General features: G+C 68.5%; 14 protein-coding genes. 4 read left to right on the forward strand and 10 right to left on the reverse strand.

The window, feature by feature from the left end:
* Nucleotides 1-113 precede the first annotated feature (113 nt).
* Nucleotides 114-1211 (forward strand): serine hydrolase domain-containing protein, encoded by a 1098-nt coding sequence (locus tag BJ982_RS02475; protein WP_184876158.1) that lies wholly within the window; start codon nt 114-116, stop codon nt 1209-1211.
* Between the two features lie 83 nt (nt 1212-1294).
* Here BJ982_RS02475 and BJ982_RS02480 read toward each other — a convergent pair whose 3' ends face one another.
* Nucleotides 1295-2107 (reverse strand): DUF1206 domain-containing protein, encoded by an 813-nt coding sequence (locus BJ982_RS02480; protein WP_184876160.1) that lies wholly within the window; start codon nt 2105-2107, stop codon nt 1295-1297.
* 744 nt (nt 2108-2851) lie between these two features.
* On the opposite strand from BJ982_RS02480, the gene BJ982_RS38880 reads away from it, so the two are divergent.
* Nucleotides 2852-5023, forward strand: coding sequence for a carbohydrate-binding protein (locus tag BJ982_RS38880; protein WP_239123595.1), 2172 nt, complete (start codon nt 2852-2854; stop codon nt 5021-5023).
* A 901-nt stretch (nt 5024-5924) separates the two neighbouring features.
* Here BJ982_RS38880 and BJ982_RS02490 read toward each other — a convergent pair.
* The 5 genes from BJ982_RS02490 to msrA all read right to left on the reverse strand — a co-directional run bounded on the left by BJ982_RS02490 (nt 5925) and on the right by msrA (nt 8644).
* On the reverse strand, nt 5925-6341 hold the full coding sequence (locus tag BJ982_RS02490; RefSeq protein ID WP_184876162.1) for a type II toxin-antitoxin system VapC family toxin: 417 nt from the start codon (nt 6339-6341) through the stop codon (nt 5925-5927).
* Nucleotides 6338-6544 carry a hypothetical protein gene (locus BJ982_RS02495; protein ID WP_184876164.1) on the reverse strand — a complete coding sequence of 69 codons (207 nt, stop codon included), beginning with the start codon at nt 6542-6544 and terminating at the stop codon, nt 6338-6340. The genes BJ982_RS02490 and BJ982_RS02495 overlap by 4 nt, the downstream gene beginning before the upstream one ends.
* 282 nt (nt 6545-6826) lie before the next feature.
* Nucleotides 6827-7381, reverse strand: a complete 555-nt coding sequence (locus BJ982_RS02500) for a PIN domain-containing protein (RefSeq protein ID WP_184876166.1) — start codon at nt 7379-7381, stop codon at nt 6827-6829.
* Nucleotides 7382-7383: 2 nt separating this feature from the next.
* Nucleotides 7384-7839 (reverse strand): helix-turn-helix domain-containing protein, encoded by a 456-nt coding sequence (locus BJ982_RS02505; RefSeq protein ID WP_184876168.1) that lies wholly within the window; start codon nt 7837-7839, stop codon nt 7384-7386.
* Between the two features lie 115 nt (nt 7840-7954).
* Entirely contained in the window at nt 7955-8644 is a 690-nt protein-coding gene (gene msrA / locus BJ982_RS02510) for a peptide-methionine (S)-S-oxide reductase MsrA (RefSeq protein ID WP_184876170.1), read from the reverse strand.
* A gap of 140 nt (nt 8645-8784) precedes the next feature.
* Here msrA and rarD point away from each other — a divergent pair, with 140 nt between their 5' ends.
* Entirely contained in the window at nt 8785-9702 is a 918-nt protein-coding gene (rarD, locus tag BJ982_RS02515) for an EamA family transporter RarD (protein ID WP_184876172.1), read from the forward strand.
* A gap of 143 nt (nt 9703-9845) precedes the next feature.
* Nucleotides 9846-10673 (forward strand): LLM class flavin-dependent oxidoreductase, encoded by an 828-nt coding sequence (locus BJ982_RS02520; protein ID WP_184876175.1) that lies wholly within the window; start codon nt 9846-9848, stop codon nt 10671-10673.
* Between the two features lie 3 nt (nt 10674-10676).
* Here BJ982_RS02520 and BJ982_RS02525 read toward each other — a convergent pair whose 3' ends face one another.
* From BJ982_RS02525 to nuoL, 4 genes are read right to left on the reverse strand one after another with little or no spacing between them, the layout of a single operon-like run.
* Nucleotides 10677-11672, reverse strand: a complete 996-nt coding sequence (locus BJ982_RS02525; protein ID WP_184876177.1) for a polyprenyl synthetase family protein — start codon at nt 11670-11672, stop codon at nt 10677-10679.
* Between the two features lie 13 nt (nt 11673-11685).
* The gene (gene nuoN / locus BJ982_RS02530) at nt 11686-13245 is read right to left on the reverse strand and encodes an NADH-quinone oxidoreductase subunit NuoN (protein ID WP_184876179.1); all 1560 of its coding nucleotides are present in this window, start codon (nt 13243-13245) and stop codon (nt 11686-11688) included.
* Nucleotides 13242-14771, reverse strand: a complete 1530-nt coding sequence (locus BJ982_RS02535; protein WP_184876181.1) for an NADH-quinone oxidoreductase subunit M — start codon at nt 14769-14771, stop codon at nt 13242-13244. Before BJ982_RS02535 ends, nuoN begins: the two co-directional genes overlap by 4 nt.
* Entirely contained in the window at nt 14771-16624 is a 1854-nt protein-coding gene (nuoL, locus tag BJ982_RS02540) for an NADH-quinone oxidoreductase subunit L (protein WP_184888357.1), read from the reverse strand. The genes BJ982_RS02535 and nuoL overlap by 1 nt, the downstream gene beginning before the upstream one ends.
* Between the last annotated feature and the right edge of the window lie 6 nt (nt 16625-16630).

Genomic DNA, 16630 nt, shown 5'->3' on the forward strand with positions numbered 1-16630 from the left:
TTGTGCCATGCGAGAGCCCTTCACCGAGGACCCTCGGCCGCGAACCGACGCCGAGTAGTCGAACGTGACGAGGACGACGCGACAGGCGTTCCGCCGGCACCTACGGTCGAGGCATGATCCCCGAGACCCATGCCGACGAGGTCGACCCCTTAGTCTCCAACGCCCATCGAAGCCCCGCCCGCGCCCAGACCGCCCCTGAACGCACCGCCCTGCAGGCGGCGCTGGACGCCATCACCGCCGGGGGAGTCCCCGGCGCCCTCGCCGAGGCGCGCGACGAGAACGGCCGCTGGACCGGCACCAGCGGCAGCAACGACCTCCACGGCACCCCGGTACCACCGAGCGGCCGCTGGCGCGTCGCCAGCATCACCAAGACCTTCGTCGCCGCCCTCATCCTGCAACTGACCGGCGAGGGCAAGCTCCGCCTGGACGACCCCATCGCCCGGCACCTGCCCGGCCTGCTGCCCCGCGGCGGCCAGATCACCGTCCGCATGCTGCTCAACCACACCAGCGGCCTGGCCGACTACGCCGCCACCTGGGAAGACAGCCCACGCGGCTTCCGGGAGCTGGCCACCACCACCTACACACCCCAACAGCTCATCGACCGCGGCACCGCCCTGCCCCCCGTCTCCGCTCCAGGCGGCCAGTGGTCCTACTCCAACACCGGCTACATCGCCCTCGGCCGTCTCGCCGAGAAGATCACCGGCCAGAGCCTGTCCCACGCCCTGCGCAACCGGATCTTCCTTCGTCACGGCCTGAGCGACACGTTCCTGCCCACCGCTGAGCGCACCATCCCAGGCGCCCACCTGAACGGCCACACCACCGACGAGAACGGCCATCTGGAGGACATCACCCGCTCTGACACCTCCCACGCCTGGGCCGCCGGCGCCATCATCTCCACCGCCGCCGACCTCAACCGCTTCTACTCCCTACTCATGCGGGGCGAGATCGTCCCCTCCGCCCTGGTGACCCAGATGAAGCGCACCGTCCCCGGCCCAGACCTCGCCTACGGCCTGGGTCTCATGCGGCTCACCCTCCCCTGCGGCAAGCACGTGTGGGGACACACAGGCCACATCCCCGGCTACACCACCTACAGCTTCCACGACGACCACCGCGGCCTCACCATCGCCGCCAACGCGATGCGCTCCCACAACGACACCACCACCGCCCAAGCCATCACCCAACTCCTCGCCACCGAATTCCACACCACCTGACCACCACAGGCCCACGGGGCAAGCCACGCCCGTACCTCCAGGCTGCGACTACGTGACCCAGGCGACGAGCCGCTCGATCCGGCTCACACCCGGTGCCAGCGGGCCTCCGCGAAGCAGTACACGGCGAACAGCACCAAGCCGATCGCGACCACGACGAGCAGCCACGGACCGACCGGGGTGCCGGCGAGCGACTTGAGCGCGCCGTCGATGCCGACCGCCTTGTCGGGGTCGTACGTGAGGGCGGCCTCGCCGATCAACGCGCCGGCGGCGAGGGCGATGACGCCGCGGGCGACATATCCTGCCTTGCCGATGCCGACCACAAGGCCGCGGGCGCGCGACTCGGTCACGCGCATGTCCCGCATGAACTTCCCGGTCCACCCCTCGTGAATCCAGTACGCGCCGAAGCCGATCAGGACGAGCGCTATCAGGGCGACCAAGATCTGGCCGCCGGGCAGGTCGAAAAGCGCCTCGGTGGCGTCCTGCGACTGACTGTCGGTCGAGGAGGCGGCCTTGTTCTTGGTGAGCAGGGCCACCATCGAGAACACCAGGGCGCCGTAGACGGCCGCCTTGGCGACGGACTCGACGCGGTGATGGACCTCGGGCCGGCCCCAGACGGCCTCGATCACCTGCCAGATCGTCAGCGCGGCGAGACCGACGGCCATGACCCACAGCAGCGTGTCGCCGAGGGGCGCGTCGCGCACGATGTGGATCGCGCTGCTCTTGTCCGCCTCGCCACCGCTACCGAAGGCGATCTGCAGTGCGACCAGCCCGATGATCGCGTACAGGACGCCACGCGCGGCGAACCCGACTTTGGCGAGCTTCTCCAGGGCGGGGTGGTCGGCCACTCGCCGCGCCGCACCCTCCAACCGCCGGCCGGCCTGATTCGCGGTCGTCATCGCGGTTCCTCTCCTAGGGGGATCCGCCTGCCTGCTGACCTGAACCGAGACGGTCAAACGTGCGGGTTTTGTACCCACTTTTCGCTATATGAACAACCCCGGTTAATTGCCATTACCCATTTTTCCAACACAACGAAGACCCGCGATCGCTGCGGTGCGGTGGGTGGCCCTGCCTACCTGCCGACCGTGGTCGCCCTGCCGGCCAGTGGGGGGCGTCTTGCCGATGTCGCGGGCCGCAAGCTGGTCCATCTGCTGAGGTTCGTCGTGTTCACCACGGTGCCGGCGGCGTGCGGGCTCGCCCTTCACTGTCGGAGCCGGTCACGTGGCTGGGCCTCAGGCCGGCCAAGGCGCGCGACCTGTCCACGACGCTCGCCACCACCGCCGCCACGGGCCGGCCTGAGCCTGGCACGGCAAGAGCCTGCCGCTCTCTGAGGCCGCCGGGCGCGAGTCGACTTGGGCCCTTGTAGCACCTGACAGCGAGGGTTACAATCCGAAAATATTAGTAAAGTTTCCTAACGATAAACTTTTCCCCTTCGCTCTCTGTGAGGCCGCTCCACCACGCGTACCCGCTCCCAGGCGGCCTTGCCGTTCGACCGGCGGGCCATGCGATGCCGACCACGATCTCGGCATGGCGGCCCGGTGGCGCATACGACCTGGCCCGTGACCGCCCCGCCTGCGCGCGGGGGGACGCCGCGCGGGCGAGCCATCGGCACACTCCACCCCCCACCCCCCAGGGAGTGCCACGTGAGATTCCGTGTACTCAACCTCGCGGTCCTGGCCGTCTTCGGGACGGGCCTGGGCCTCCCGGCGCCGGCCGAGGCCGACGCGGCACGGCAGGCGAGCGTCCGAGCCACCGCGCCCGACTGGGCGCCCTTGACCGCCTACACCGCCGGCACGGTCGTCACCTACAACGGCGTCGAATACCGGTGCCTGCAGAGCCACACTTCTATGCCGGGCTGGGAGCCCGCCACCACCCCGGTGCTGTGGGAGCCCGTCCCCCCGCCCGCGGGTCCGGCGAACCTGTGCGTCACCGGCGTCACCTCCAGCAGCGTCTCGCTGGCCTGGGACGCCTCCAGCGGCACCGTCACCGGATACCGGGTCTACGAGGGCGGCACACAGCGCGCGCAGGTCACCACCACCACCGCCACCATCTCCGGCCTCGGCAAGTGCGGGACCCACAACTACACGATCAAGTCCTACAACGGCGACGGGGAGTCGGCGGGCCGTGACGTGAGGGCCACCACGATGGACTGCACCTTGGTGTCCTGGGTCGTCTACGCCGCCTACACCGCCGGCACGGTCGTCACCTACAACGGCGTCGCCTACCAGTGCCTGCAGAACCACACCTCCCTGTCCGGCCAGGAGCCCCCCAACGTCCCGGCGCTGTGGGAGCGCGTCCGCGCCTGGGAGCCCTCGACCGCCTACACCGCCGGCACGGTCGTCACCTACAACGGCGTCATCTACCAGGGCCTGCAAAACCACACCTCTGCCCCCGGCCGGGAGCCCGCCGGCGACCCGGCGCTGTGGCAGCGCGTCACCCGTAGCGACGACGTCGCACCCTCGTTCCCGGCGAACCTGCGCGTCACCGGCACCACCTCCGGCAGCGTCTCGCTGGCCTGGGACGCCTCCACCGACAACGTCCGCCTCGCCGGATACGAGGTCTACCGCGGTAGCACACCGATGGCCGTCGTGCCCGGCACCAGCTACACCGACTCGGGACTGGCCGCCTCCACCACCTACACCTACATGCTGCGCGCCCGTGACGCCGCCGGCAACCGCTCGGACGCCTCCTGGGTCACCGCCACCACCGCGCCAGCGGTGCCCGGCCAGCCCGGATTCGCCTGGGCGACCGCGAACGACACCAGCGTCACGCTGAACTGGGGCACCTCCAGTAGCACCGTCACCGGGTACCGGGTCTACGAGGGCGGCACGCAGCGCGGGCAGGTCATCTCCGCCACCGCCACCGTCTCCGGCCTCGGCAAGTGCGAGACCCACAAGTACACGATCAAGGCCTACAACGTCAGCGGGGAGTCGGCGGGCCGTGAGGTGAGCGCCACCACGACCGGCTGCACCACCCCCAGCCCCAACCCCTCCAGGCTGCCCGGCGCCCCGTACCTGTACATGGGCTCCGGGATCCCGCCCAGCCCGGGCACGGTCATGGCCAACACCGGCGTCAAGTCCTTCACGATGGCCTACATCCAGTCCTCGGGCCCCTGTAGCCCGGCGTGGGACGGCATGCGCCCGCTGACCGGCGGCGTCGACGCCGCGGCGATCAACACGATCAGGTCCAGGGGCGGCATCGTGGCGATCTCCTTCGGCGGCTGGAGCGGCAACAAGCTCGGCCCGTCCTGCCCAACCCCGCAGGCCTTCGCCCAGGCGGTCCAGCAGGTCATCAACGCCTTCGGCCCGGCCGTGCTCGACTTCGACATCGAGAACTTCGACGAGCTCGGGAACCCCATCGTCCAGGACCGCATCCTCAACGGCCTGAAGGTCGTCCGGCAGAACAACCCGAACGTCAAAATCACCGTCACCATCCCGACGCTCAAGACCGGCCTGGACGTCCCGGGCGTCCGCCTGGTCAACCAGGCCAAGGCTCTGGGCGCGCCGATCGACACCTACACGATCATGGCGTTCGACTTCAGCGCGACCGACATGTACCAGGACACCGTCAACGCCTCCGAGGGGCTCAAGAGCTCCCTGAAGAGCGCGTTCGGCTGGAGCGACGCCGAGGCCTACGCCCACATGGGCATCTCGGGCATGAACGGCGTGTCCGACCAGGGGGAGACCACGACCCCGGCCCAGTGGACCCAGATCCGTGACTGGGCCAAGGCCAAGGGCCTCACCCGGCTCACCTTCTGGGCCACCAACCGCGACCAGCCCGGGTGGCAGTTCACCCAGATCACCGCCGGCTTCTGACAGCACGACACGACGAAGGGGGCGGGTACTCACCCGCCCCCACCAGGCCCGCGCGGCGGACAGGACCATCCGCACGCCGTCCGCATGATGAGATCCGCGATACGGGGCAAAGGGAGGTTGGAGCTACCGCGGGTCTGACCGATACTCAGCCCAGAGATCAACCGCCTGTCGTAGACCAAGAGTGGCGATGTCTCGCGAGACATCCCCACCGTGCGTATGAGGCGGTCTGCGAGCCAGTCCGGCACCGGTTCCCGGGCAGGGGGTTGGCCGACGCGGATATGATCGGCCATCGCACCCAGGCGTTCGATGATCTCCGCGAGTCGCAGCACTTCGGGACGGCCCTTTCCAGCGGCACGGACCCTGGCCGTGGCCTCCGCGTACACCTCGGCGTCGGCATTCGCCGGAGGTCATCGACCGCCGGGGCGGTGAAGACGACATCGGACACGTCTACTCGTCATTCGGCATCGCAGCCGACGACTCCCGCGTCTGCCCGAAGGCAGCAAGTACGTCATCAAGCGCGATCCGCTCACCCGTGTCCGCGACCGAACGCGCCAGGCTGGGCGGCCTCAGTGACGCTCAGCTCAGCGGCATCACGCTGAACCGTCATGCACCTAACTCTAAATGTGACTACACAGATACAGAATGTGACGACAGAAGATGATGCCTGCCTGGCTCTGTCATCTGAAGTGGAGCCCCCGCCGTAGAGTTCGGGGGCGAGAGCCCCAATAGGCACAGTCCGAGCGAAGCGAGGGCCTTTTTCGGGCGGAGCCCGCCCTTCGCAGCGCGCTCACAGGTCAGCCTTCGCCGGTGGTGAGGCCTATGGGGCAGCTCACGCCGGTTCCGCCGAGGGCGCAGTAGCCACCACGTGTGCATGACACGAGACGTGTTCTCGATCTCGTGTTCAGAGTCGTTCGGGCAGAAGGGTGAGCGCGTCCACATGCCGGGGGCGCACGACGGTGAAATGACGGCGATCGAGTGTGGCAACCTCGGTCAGGCCAAGCCGCTCAGCCAACGCGATCACGGAGGCGTCGACAGCCCCCAGCGGAAGATCGCTGTAGATCTCCACAAGCTCGCTCATCCGGTCCAGATCTTCGGCGGTGACATCGGCCAGAGCCAGCCCAGCGCGAAAGGAGCTGAGAAACGCCGCCTCCGCCTTGCTTCCCTGCCGTCTCTCTATGAGCTGGCAGACTTCTGTGACGACCGTCGCAGGAACGAGAAGCGGACCGGGGTGGCTCCGCAGGAGCCTGGCGCAGGGTTCGTGGTACCGGTCCCGGATGTTGACCGCTGCAACCAAAGGCCCCGAATCGATGACGATCACGAAGAGTGATTGTCCTCCGAGTGCAAGATCTCTTCAGAGCGTTCCGCGAAATCCGGCTCGGCCTCGAGCATCCCGATGAACGGCAGGTCACGGACGACGGGCCGCTCGTCGAGCTGGTCACGAACAAGGCGAAGCAGAGGGGCCACCTTCTCCTCGGGCAGGCAGTCCACCAAGTGGTGCAGTTCCTCGCGCATCACGCTCATGCATCGAGTGTAACCAGGCGGTGCCAGCGTACGTCATCCCACCGCGACGCGGGGCGAAGAACAGAACGACCCGCATCCGAAGACCGGTACTCCTTGGAGAGCTACTTCTCGGTCGGGATCAGGCCGTCTGGCAGGCGGCCCACTCGGAGGGGTCACCTGACTTGACGTTGGTGCCTCCGGTGCCGCGGTAGCCGTTCGACACCTGAACAAGTGTTGCCGCGTGCTAGCGGTTCGCTTCAGCCGGCAAATCACGCTCACCGCCGTCCCCGCCTCAGTAGTCCGCTAACCGGCCCGGAGGGCGGCGACTGATTCGACCAGACCTGCTTTCTCCAAAGTGTCGAGCACATCGTCTACGGCCTCCGGCGGGTTCACTCGCGAGTCCGCGATCTGCTGAACACAGGCCCAGACCACTCGTCCATCGAGATCGATCTGGTCCAGCACGAAGTCGTCGGGAGACTTGGCCTCGATCTCCCAGGGCGCCAAGTGTTCCGAAGGAAAGTCCCTGAGATTTGACGTAACGATGACCTGTGCTCCTACTTTGATCGCCGCAGCAAGCACATGCCGGTCATCCGGGTCGGGTAGCTTCAGTCCCTCGATAAGAGGTTCGTACCCCTCGACCAGGCAGTCTCGGACTGCGGAGTTCATAAGCAGGCGAAGCTTGCCCAGCTTCTCCTCCGGAATGTCTGGACGATTGACGGCAAGGTTACGCTGCATTTCGTCGAGAATCCTGCTGGTCCACTTGGCCTGGAGCCGCCCCGTCATGGCCAGACGGATGAGCAGATCGCGAAGTGTGTTGCCATAGAGCACATTCGCGTCGTAGATCACCACAAAGCTCATGCTCAGATGCCCAACTCCTGGCCTAGTGCAGCTAGTTGATCGGCAGCCGTACGGCGCTTGGCGTCATCGCGACGTTTGTACTCTTGAAGGTCCTCGTATGTAACACGCCTGTGCTTGCCAACCAAGCGGAAGGGGATCTCTCCTTCCGCTAGAAGCTTGATCAGGTGGGGGCGCGAGACGTTCAGCATGTCTGCCGCCTGCTGGGTCGTCAGCTCGGCATGAGAGGGGATGACCGTCACTCCTCGCCCTTCAGCTGCCTGGGCAAGGATAAAGGCCAAGAGGCTCACAGCTTCCCGAGGCAAGATCAATGGGTCCTCGGCACCGTGTTCCCCGACAACACGGATGGTCGACTGTTCTTGAGACCGCATGAGGTGGTCCTTGATGCGGCGCACAGCACGACCGGCCATCTCAGCATCGATGCTTCCGGGCTGTACTCGCTTGGCCTGCACATCTGTCATCGCCGTACCTCCTACTCGCAGTATCCGCAATAAACGAAATAAACGCAAGCGAGGACGGTAGGCATACGGCTCGCGCCCAGGGGTGAGCGCGAGCCGTACGGCGAGAGCCGCGGAGCTACTCCTCGGTCGGAACCAGCCCCGTCTGACAGGCGCCCCACTCGGACGGGTCACCCAGCTTGACGTTGGTGCCGCCGATGCCGCAGTAGCCGTTGGGGACCTTGTACAAATACTGCTGGTGATAGTCCTCGGCCATGTACAGGGGCGGGGCGGGGGTTATTTCGGTGGTGATGTTGGCGTAGCCGGCCTTGGTCAGGACCTGCTGGTAGGCGTCGCGGGAGGTTTCGGCGGACTTTTGCTGGGCGGGGGTGTGGGTGTAGATGGCGGAGCGGTACTGGGTGCCGGTGTCGTTGCCCTGGCGCATGCCCTGGGTGGGGTCGTGGGACTCCCAGAAGACCTTCAAGAGTTCTTCGTAGGAGACGCGGGTGGGGTCGTAGACGACGCGGACCACCTCGGTGTGGCCGGTGAGGCCGGTGCAGACCTCTTCGTAGGTCGGGTTGGGGGTGTAGCCGCCCTGGTAGCCGACGGCGGTGGTGACGACGCCGGGGGTCTGCCAGAATTTGCGCTCGGCGCCCCAGAAGCACCCCAGGCCGAAGTCGGCGATCTCGGTGCCCTCGGGGTAGGGCGGGGCGAGGGGTGCGTCGAGGACGGCGTGGCGGGCGGGGACGGGCATCGTCTCGGCGCGGCCGGGGAGCGCGTCCTCGGGGGTGACCATCGAAGTCTTGTTGTTGCCGAAGAGCCAGCCCATCGTGCACCTCCGTCAGAGTGTTCGTGCAGTCAAGCCAACCACGGGGGCGGCCGCCTTGTTCCCTGGTGTTAGCAACGCTTAAGCCACCATGAAGCCCTACTTATTTGTGATAAAGACAGTAAGTAGCGAAAATAGGGTACATGCCTGAATCGCGTCGTGGTGTGCTGTACGGCATCGCCGCCTACACCATGTGGGGCCTCTTCCCCCTCTACTGGCCGCTGCTCAAGCCCGCCGGGGCGGTGGAGATCCTCGCCCACCGGATGGTCTGGTCGCTGGTCGTGGTGATCGCCGTGCTGCTCGTACGACGCCACTGGTCGTGGTTCCGTGAGCTCGTGCGCCAGCCGAGGAAGATGGCCCTGCTGACGCTGGCCGCCGTGATCGTCTCGGTGAACTGGGGCGTCTACATCTACGCCGTGAACGCCGGGCACGTGGTCGAGAGCGCGCTGGGGTACTTCATCAACCCCCTGGTCAGCGTGCTGTTCGGCGTGATGGTGTTCCGCGAGCGCCTCCGCCCGTGGCAGTGGGCGGCCGTGGGGCTCGGCGCGCTGGCCGTCGTGGTCCTGACCACCGACTACGGACGGCCGCCGTGGATCGCGCTCGTGCTCGCGGTGTCCTTCGGCACGTACGGCGTGGTGAAGAAGGTCGCGAACGTGGGCGCGGCCGAGAGCCTGACCGTCGAGACGCTGGTGCTGCTGCTGCCGGCGCTCGGCTACCTGACGTTCCTGCAGGCCCAGGGCACCGCGACGTTCGGCGGCCACGGGTTCGCCCACGCCGCGCTGCTCGCCGGCGGCGGTGTGATCACGGCGGTGCCGCTCATGGCGTTCACGGCGGCCGCGATCCGCGTGCCGCTCACCGTGATCGGACTGCTGCAGTACATCGCGCCGATCCTGCAGTTCCTGTGCGGCGTGCTGGTCGCCCACGAGACCATGCCGCCCAGCCGCTGGGCCGGGTTCGTCATCATCTGGCTGGCCCTGGCGGTCTTCAGCTGGGAGGGGCTGCGCCACGCCCACCAGACCCGCCGCGCCGCCGCCGCGACGCCGGCCCTGGAGACCGTCTGAGACCGGGCTCCCCGATCTACCGCGCCGGACGTACCCGGCGGGCCGTCGCTACCCCACGGGCGGTAGGAGCGGCGTCCACGGCGGGGTGACGACCTCCGTCCCCGCCGCGCGAGAGCATCGACGGGAACCGAGGGGGTACCGTCATGGCTGATCGTCTGTTTCGTTTCGGGGTGGTGGCGGCGTCGGCGGCCGACGCCGGCGAGTGGGCGGGGCTGGCCCGCCGCGCCGAGGACCTGGGCTACGCCACGTTCCTGACGCCGGACACGCTGAACACCCTTCCCCCGCTGCTCGCGCTGAGCGCCGCCGCGTCGGCGACGACCACGATCGGGCTGGGCACGTTCGTGCTGGCCGTTCCGTACCGGCGTCCGGAGCAGGTCGCCTGGGAGGTCGCCGGGATGAACTTCCTGTCCGGCGGACGCTTCGAGCTGGGCCTCGGCGCGGGGCGTCCGGACGCCCGGGAGGACACGGCCAGGCTCGGCGTGCCGTTCGGCAGCTACGACGAGCGGATCCGGCGGCTGGAAGAGGTGATCCGCCAGGTCAGGAAGTGGCCGGCGGTCGGCTCCGCCGCGCCGGGGCCGACGCCGCGCGTGCTGATCGCCGCGGCGGGGGCCCGCATGCTGGGGTTCGCCGCGCGCAACGCCGACACCGTCGCGGTTGCCCTGGACGCCGGCACGCCCGAGGACGGCCTGGCCGAGCCCGTCCGGCTGCTGCGGCTGGCCAGTGACGACTTCGACCGCCTGGAGATCAGCACCGGCCTGCACGTGGTGGGCGACGAGGTGCCGCCGTGGCTGGCCCGGCAGCTCGGGCCCGACGTGCCGGAGGACTCGATCGCCGTGCTGCGGGGCACGCCGCGCGAGATGGCCGACCGGCTGCTGCGCCGCAGGGACGCCTACCAGGCGTCGTACATCACGGTGAACGCGATGTTCGCCGAGCGCCTGGCCCCCGTGGTGGAGCTGCTCGCCGGCACGTAAGGGTCAGCCCGAGCGGTCGGCCACGTAGGAGCACAGGGCCAGCAGGGCCTCGCGGGCCGGGATGTCCGGCAGGGCGTCCAGGTCCGCGCGGGCCCGCTCCACCCATGCCATCAGGTCGGCGCGGGCGCGGGCCATCGCCGTGTTCGCGCGCAGCAGCGTGACGGCCTCGTCGATGTCCTGCTCGCCGACCGGTCCGGCCAGCAGCTCGCGCAGCCGCGCGTCCTCGGGCCCTGTCGATTCGAGGGCGTAGAGGACGGGCAGCGTGCGGATGCCCTCGCGCAGGTCCGTCCCGGGGGTCTTGCCGCTCTCGCCGGCGGAGGAGGCGACGTCGAGCAGGTCGTCGCCGAGCTGCCAGGCGACGCCGATGGCCTCGCAGGCGCTGGTGAGGCGGCTCACGACCTCGGCGGGCGCCCCGGACAGCAGCGCGCCGAACCGCCCGGAGGTGGCGATCAGCGAGCCCGTCTTGTCGGCGAGCACCTCGATGTAGTGGGTGATCGCGTCGACCCCGGGACGTGGCCCGATCGTCTCGCGGATCTGCCCGCGCACCAGCCGCGAGAACGTCCGCGCCTGGATGCGGACCAGTTCGGGCCCGAGGTCGGCGAGGATCTCCGACGCCTGGGCGAAGAGGTAGTCCCCGGTGAGGATCGCCACGGTGTTGTCCCACCGCGCGTTCGCGGACGGCGACCCCCTGCGCACCCGCGCCTCGTCCATCACGTCGTCGTGGTAGAGCGTCGCCAGGTGGGTGAGCTCGATGACGACGGCCCCCGGCACGACGCCGGGGGCGGTCGCGTCACCGAAATGGGACGCCAGGAGCACGATCATCGCGCGGAAACGCTTGCCTCCGGCCAGAATCAGATGCCTGGACGCCTCCGCGACGAAGGCGTCCTCGCTGTCTGCGGCCGAACGGAGCAGTTTCTCGACGGCGTCGAGGCCGCTCGCGATATCCGCGGCCAGTCCTTCGTCGATGAATGGCAGGTCGACTACGGGCGGCGCGGCCATGAAGCATGTACTCCTAACGAACGAACAACGACTGCGCGGCCGAATGCGCGAGGTCGAGCACCGGCTGCGGGAAGACCCCGAGGACTACGGTAGCCGCAGCCGCGAGCGTGACCACAGCCGCGGTGCCCATGCTCGGCAGGGCGATCGTCGGGCCGTCGGCGGAGGGCTCGCTGAAGAACATCAGGACGATGACGCGGACGTAGAAGAACGCCGCCATCGCCGATGTCACCACGCCGACGATGACCAGCGCCACGTTGCCGCTCGCGACGGCCGGGGCGAACACGGCGTACTTGCCGAAGAACCCGGACGTCAGCGGGATGCCGGCGAAGGCGAGCAGGAAGAGGGCGAAGATGCCCGCCAGCACGGGCGACCTCTTGCCGAGCCCGGCCCAGCGCGACAGGTGCCCGGCCTCGCCGCCGGCCTCGCGGATCATCGTGACGACCGCGAACGCGCCCACCGTGGCGAACCCGTAGGTCACCAGGTAGAACAGGATGCCCGACAGGGACGCCGCGTTCTGGGCCTCCTTGCCGGTGGAGACCACGGCGATCAGCAGGAAGCCGGTGTGCGCGATCGACGAGTAGGCCAGCATGCGCTTGATGTCGGTCTGGGTGATCGCGAGCACGGCGCCGACGATCATCGTGAGGATCGCCACGCCCCACAGCACCGGGGTCCACTCGGTGTCGAGGTTGCCGAGCGCCACCCAGAAGACGCGCAGCAGCGCGCCGAAGGCGGCGATCAGCGTGCCGGACGCCATGAGCGCGGTGATGGGCGTGGGCGAGCCCTGGTACACGTCGGGCTTCCACGCCTGGAACGGGGCCGCGCCGATCTTGAAGAGCAGGCCGACGCCGATGGTCGCGACGCCCAGGAACAGCAGGGTGTCCTTGCCGCCGACGGTGGTCAGGGCCTTGTCGATCGCGGCGAGGTCCACCGACCCGGCGAAGCCGTACAGCAGCGCGGTGCCGTACAGGAAGAACGCCGACGAGAAGGCGCCGAGCAGGAAGTACTTCATCGCCGCCTCCTGCGAGAGCAGGCGGCGACGGCGGGCGAGGCCGCACAGCAGGTACAGCGGCAGCGACATGACCTCAAGGGCCACGAACATGATCAGCAGGTCGTTCGAGGCCGGGAAGAGCATCATGCCGCCGACGGCGAACAACACCAGCGGGTAGATCTCGGTGTGCGCGCCGCCTTCGGCGATCGCCTGGTCCTCCTCGGCGCTGCCGGGGACGGCGGCGGCCTGGGCGACGAACTGGTCGTCGTCGTTGATCAGGAGGACCGAGACGATCGCGAGCAGCAGGATGGCGCCCCAGATGAACAGCGAGGGGCCGTCCACGGCGACCGCGCCCATGGCGGCGGCGTGGCGCACGCCCTTCGTGCCCTGCCAGACGGTCAGCACGAACGCGCCGACCATCGACAGGATCGTGATGGGCATCTGGATGGACTTGCGCAGGTAGCGCGGCGCGAGGGCCTCGACGAGCACGCCGACGATCGCCGCCCCGAAGACGAGGAGCATCGGCGAGAGCTCCCCGTATTCGATCTTCGGCGCCTCGGCGGCGGCAGCGGCGAGCGTGCTCACTGGCCTGCCCCCTTCTTTTCAGCGGTGACGGGTATGTCGGGGGTGAACTGCGGCGCGTGCACGGTGGTCAGGGTCTGGTGCACCGCGGGATTGACGATGTCCAGCAGCGGCTTGGGGAAGAACCCGAAGACGATCAGCAGGGCGATGAGCGGGGCCACGACGACCTTCTCGCGCAGGTTCAGGTCGGGCAGCGCCTTGACGCTCTCCGCGGTCGGCCCGCCCATCATGCGCTGGTACATCCACAGGATGTAGACGGCGGCCAGCACCATGCCCACGAGGGCGATGACGCCCGGGATCACCCAGTTCTCGAACGTGCCGATCAGGACGAGGAATTCGCTGACGAACGTGGACAGGCCGGGCAGCGACAGCGAGGACAGGCCCGCGATCAGGAAGGTGCCCGCCAGCACGGGGGCGACCTTCTGCACGCCTCCGTAGTCCGCGATGTACTGCGAACCCCTGCGGTGGATCAGGAACCCGGCGAGCAGGAACAGCGCGCCGGTCGAGAAGCCGTGGTTCACCATGTACAGCGTGGCGCCCGCGCCGGCGTCGGCCGACATGGCGAACACGCCCATCGTGATGAAGCCGAAGTGCGAGATCGAGGTGTAGGCGATGAGCCGCTTCATGTCGGTCTGCCCGATGGCGACGATCGCGCCGTACACGATGCCGATGACGCTGAGCGTGATCACCAGCGGCGTGAAGAACTTCGCGGCGTCCGGGAACAGCTCCAGGCAGAAGCGCAGCATGCCGTAGGTGCCGACCTTGTCGAGCACGCCGACCAGCAGGACGGCGGCTCCGGCGGGCGCCTGGGCGGCGGCGTCGGGCAGCCAGGTGTGGAACGGCCAGACCGGGGCCTTGACGGCGAAGGCGATGAAGAAGCCGAGGAACAGCCACTTCTGCGTGGCCGGGTCCTTGATGGCGCCGATCAGCTCGGGCTGCAGGAAGGTGCCCTTGTCGGCGATGGCGTAGAGCGCGATCACCGCGACCAGCATGAGCAGGCCGCCGAACAGCGAGTACAGCAGGAACTTGACGGCCGCGTAGGACCGCTGGGCGCCGCCGTAGGACCCGATCATGAAGTACATCGGGATCAGCATCGCCTCGAAGAAGACGTAGAAGAGGAAGACGTCGGTCGCCGCGAAGACGCCGATCATCATCGCTTCCAGCACCAGGATCAGCGCGAAGTACGTCTTCACCGACCGCTTGGCCTCGGGCCGGTCGGCGTCGTGCCAGGAGGCGAGCACCACGATCGGCACCAGCACCGCCGCGAGCGCGATCAGCAGCAGCGCGATGCCGTCGACGGCGACCGCGTAGCGGACGCCGAAGGCCGGGATCCACTGGTGGACCTCGCTGAACTGGTCACGCGGCCCGGAGGGGTCGAACTGGGACGCCATGGCCAGCGTGAGCGCCAGCACGACGAGCGACACCACGAGCGTGAGCTGCTTGGCGAGTTTGTCGTTGCCCTTGGGCACCGCCGCGACCGCCAGCGCGCCCACCACGGGCACGCCCATCAATATCGAGAGCCAGGGCATCACAGGTTCCCTACGACGAACCATGCGCCGACCAGGAGGGCGGCGCCGAAGAATATCGACAAGGCGTACGACCGCACGAAGCCGGTCTGGACCCGGCGCAGCCGGCCGGAGGTGCCTCCCACCAGCGCCGCGAGCCCGTTGACCAGGCCGTCGATGCCGCGGTTGTCGAAGTACACCGCGAGGCGGGTCAGCCACTGGCCCGGGCGCATGAACAGCGCCTCGTTCAGCGCGTCGCCGTACAGGTCACGCCGGGCGAAGGTGGTGAGGAACGAGCCGCGCGGGGCGACGACCGGGACCTCGCCCTTGCCGTACTTGAGCCAGGCGTAGACGACGCCGACCGCGACCAGCGCCAGCGTCGCCAGGCCGGGGACGCTGAACGGGTGGAAGCTGGGCATCTCTTCGGGCCGCCCGACGGCGGGGGCCAGGAACTCCATGAACCGGTTGCCCACGATGAGGAACGCGCCGGCGAAGACCGAGCCGATCGACAGCAGGATCAGCGGCCAGGTCATGACGGCGGGCGACTCGTGCGGGTGGGCGTCCTTCTCCCAGCGGGGCTTGCCGTGGAAGGTCATGAAGAACACGCGCGACATGTAGAAGCCCGTGATGCCCGCGCCGATCACGGCCAGCCAGCCGAAGATCGGGTTGGTGTGCTCCATCACGGTCTCGATGATGCCGTCCTTGGTCCAGTAGCCGGACAGCAGCGGGAAGCCGATGATCGCGAGGTAGCCGAGCCCGAAGGTCGCCCAGGTGATGCGCATCTTCGACGCGAGACCGCCGTACCGGCGCATGTCGACCTCGTCGTTCATGGCGTGCATGACCGACCCGGCGCCGAGGAACATCGACGCCTTGAAGAAGCCGTGCGCGATGAGGTGGGCGATGGCGAAGGCGTAGCCCACCGGGCCGAGGCCGGCGGCGAGCATCATGTAGCCGATCTGCGACATGGTCGAACCGGCCAGGGCCTTCTTGATGTCGTCCTTGGCGGTACCGATGATCGCACCGGCGAGCAACGTGGCGACGCCGACGATCGTGACGACCAGGGCCGCGGTGGGCGCCGCCTCGAAGATCGGGCCGGAGCGCACGACCAGGTAGACGCCGGCGGTGACCATGGTGGCCGCGTGGATGAGCGCGGAGACCGGGGTCGGGCCCTCCATGGCGTCCAGGAGCCAGGACTGCAGCGGGAGCTGGGCGGACTTGCCGCACGCGCCGAGCAGCAGCGCCAGGCCGATGAGGGTGAGCGTGCCCTCCTGGGCCTTGGAGGCGTTCTCCAGCACCGGGCCGAAGGCGATGGTGCCGAACGTCGTGAAGATGACGAAGATGCCGAGCGCGAGGCCCATGTCGCCGACGCGGTTGACGATGAACGCCTTCTTGGCGGCGGCGGCCGCGGTGGGCTTGTGCTGCCAGAAGCCGATCAGCAGGTACGACGCCAGGCCGACGCCCTCCCAGCCGATGTAGAGGCCGAGGTAGTTGTCGGCCAGCACCAGCAGCAGCATCGCCGCGACGAAGAGGTTCAGGTAGGCGAAGAACCGCCGCCGGTTCGGGTCGTGCGCCATGTAGCCGATCGAGTAGATGTGGATCAGCGACCCGACACCGGTGATCAGCAGGGCGAACGAGATCGACAACGGGTCCAGCAGCAGGCCCATGTCCACGTGCAGCGAGCCCGAGGGGAGGAACTGGTACAGCTCGACCGCGCGGCGGCGCTCGCCTTCGGCGAACCCGAGGATCTGGAAGAAGGCCAGCACGGCGACCACGAACGACGCCAGTGACATGACGACGCCCAGAAGGTGGCCCCAGCGGTCGGTGCGCCGGCCTCCCAGCAGCAGGATCGCCGCGCCCAGCAGGGGCAGCGCGATCATGAGCCA

The organism is Sphaerisporangium siamense, from assembly GCF_014205275.1.
In the GTDB taxonomy this organism is placed as follows: domain Bacteria; phylum Actinomycetota; class Actinomycetes; order Streptosporangiales; family Streptosporangiaceae; genus Sphaerisporangium; species Sphaerisporangium siamense.

Coding starts and splice junctions, on each gene's coding strand:
- BJ982_RS02535 (WP_184876181.1), bottom strand. CDS start 14,771: ATGCCCTGGCTCTCGATATTGATGGGCGTGCCCGTGGTGGGCGCGCTG.
- rarD (WP_184876172.1), top strand. CDS start 8,785: ATGCCTGAATCGCGTCGTGGTGTGCTGTACGGCATCGCCGCCTACACC.
- msrA (WP_184876170.1), bottom strand. CDS start 8,644: ATGGGCTGGCTCTTCGGCAACAACAAGACTTCGATGGTCACCCCCGAG.
- BJ982_RS02520 (WP_184876175.1), top strand. CDS start 9,846: ATGGCTGATCGTCTGTTTCGTTTCGGGGTGGTGGCGGCGTCGGCGGCC.
- nuoL (WP_184888357.1), bottom strand. CDS start 16,624: ATGATCGCGCTGCCCCTGCTGGGCGCGGCGATCCTGCTGCTGGGAGGC.
- BJ982_RS02505 (WP_184876168.1), bottom strand. CDS start 7,839: ATGACAGATGTGCAGGCCAAGCGAGTACAGCCCGGAAGCATCGATGCT.
- BJ982_RS02525 (WP_184876177.1), bottom strand. CDS start 11,672: ATGGCCGCGCCGCCCGTAGTCGACCTGCCATTCATCGACGAAGGACTG.
- BJ982_RS02475 (WP_184876158.1), top strand. CDS start 114: ATGATCCCCGAGACCCATGCCGACGAGGTCGACCCCTTAGTCTCCAAC.
- BJ982_RS02500 (WP_184876166.1), bottom strand. CDS start 7,381: ATGAGCTTTGTGGTGATCTACGACGCGAATGTGCTCTATGGCAACACA.
- BJ982_RS02495 (WP_184876164.1), bottom strand. CDS start 6,544: ATGAGCGTGATGCGCGAGGAACTGCACCACTTGGTGGACTGCCTGCCC.
- BJ982_RS02480 (WP_184876160.1), bottom strand. CDS start 2,107: ATGACGACCGCGAATCAGGCCGGCCGGCGGTTGGAGGGTGCGGCGCGG.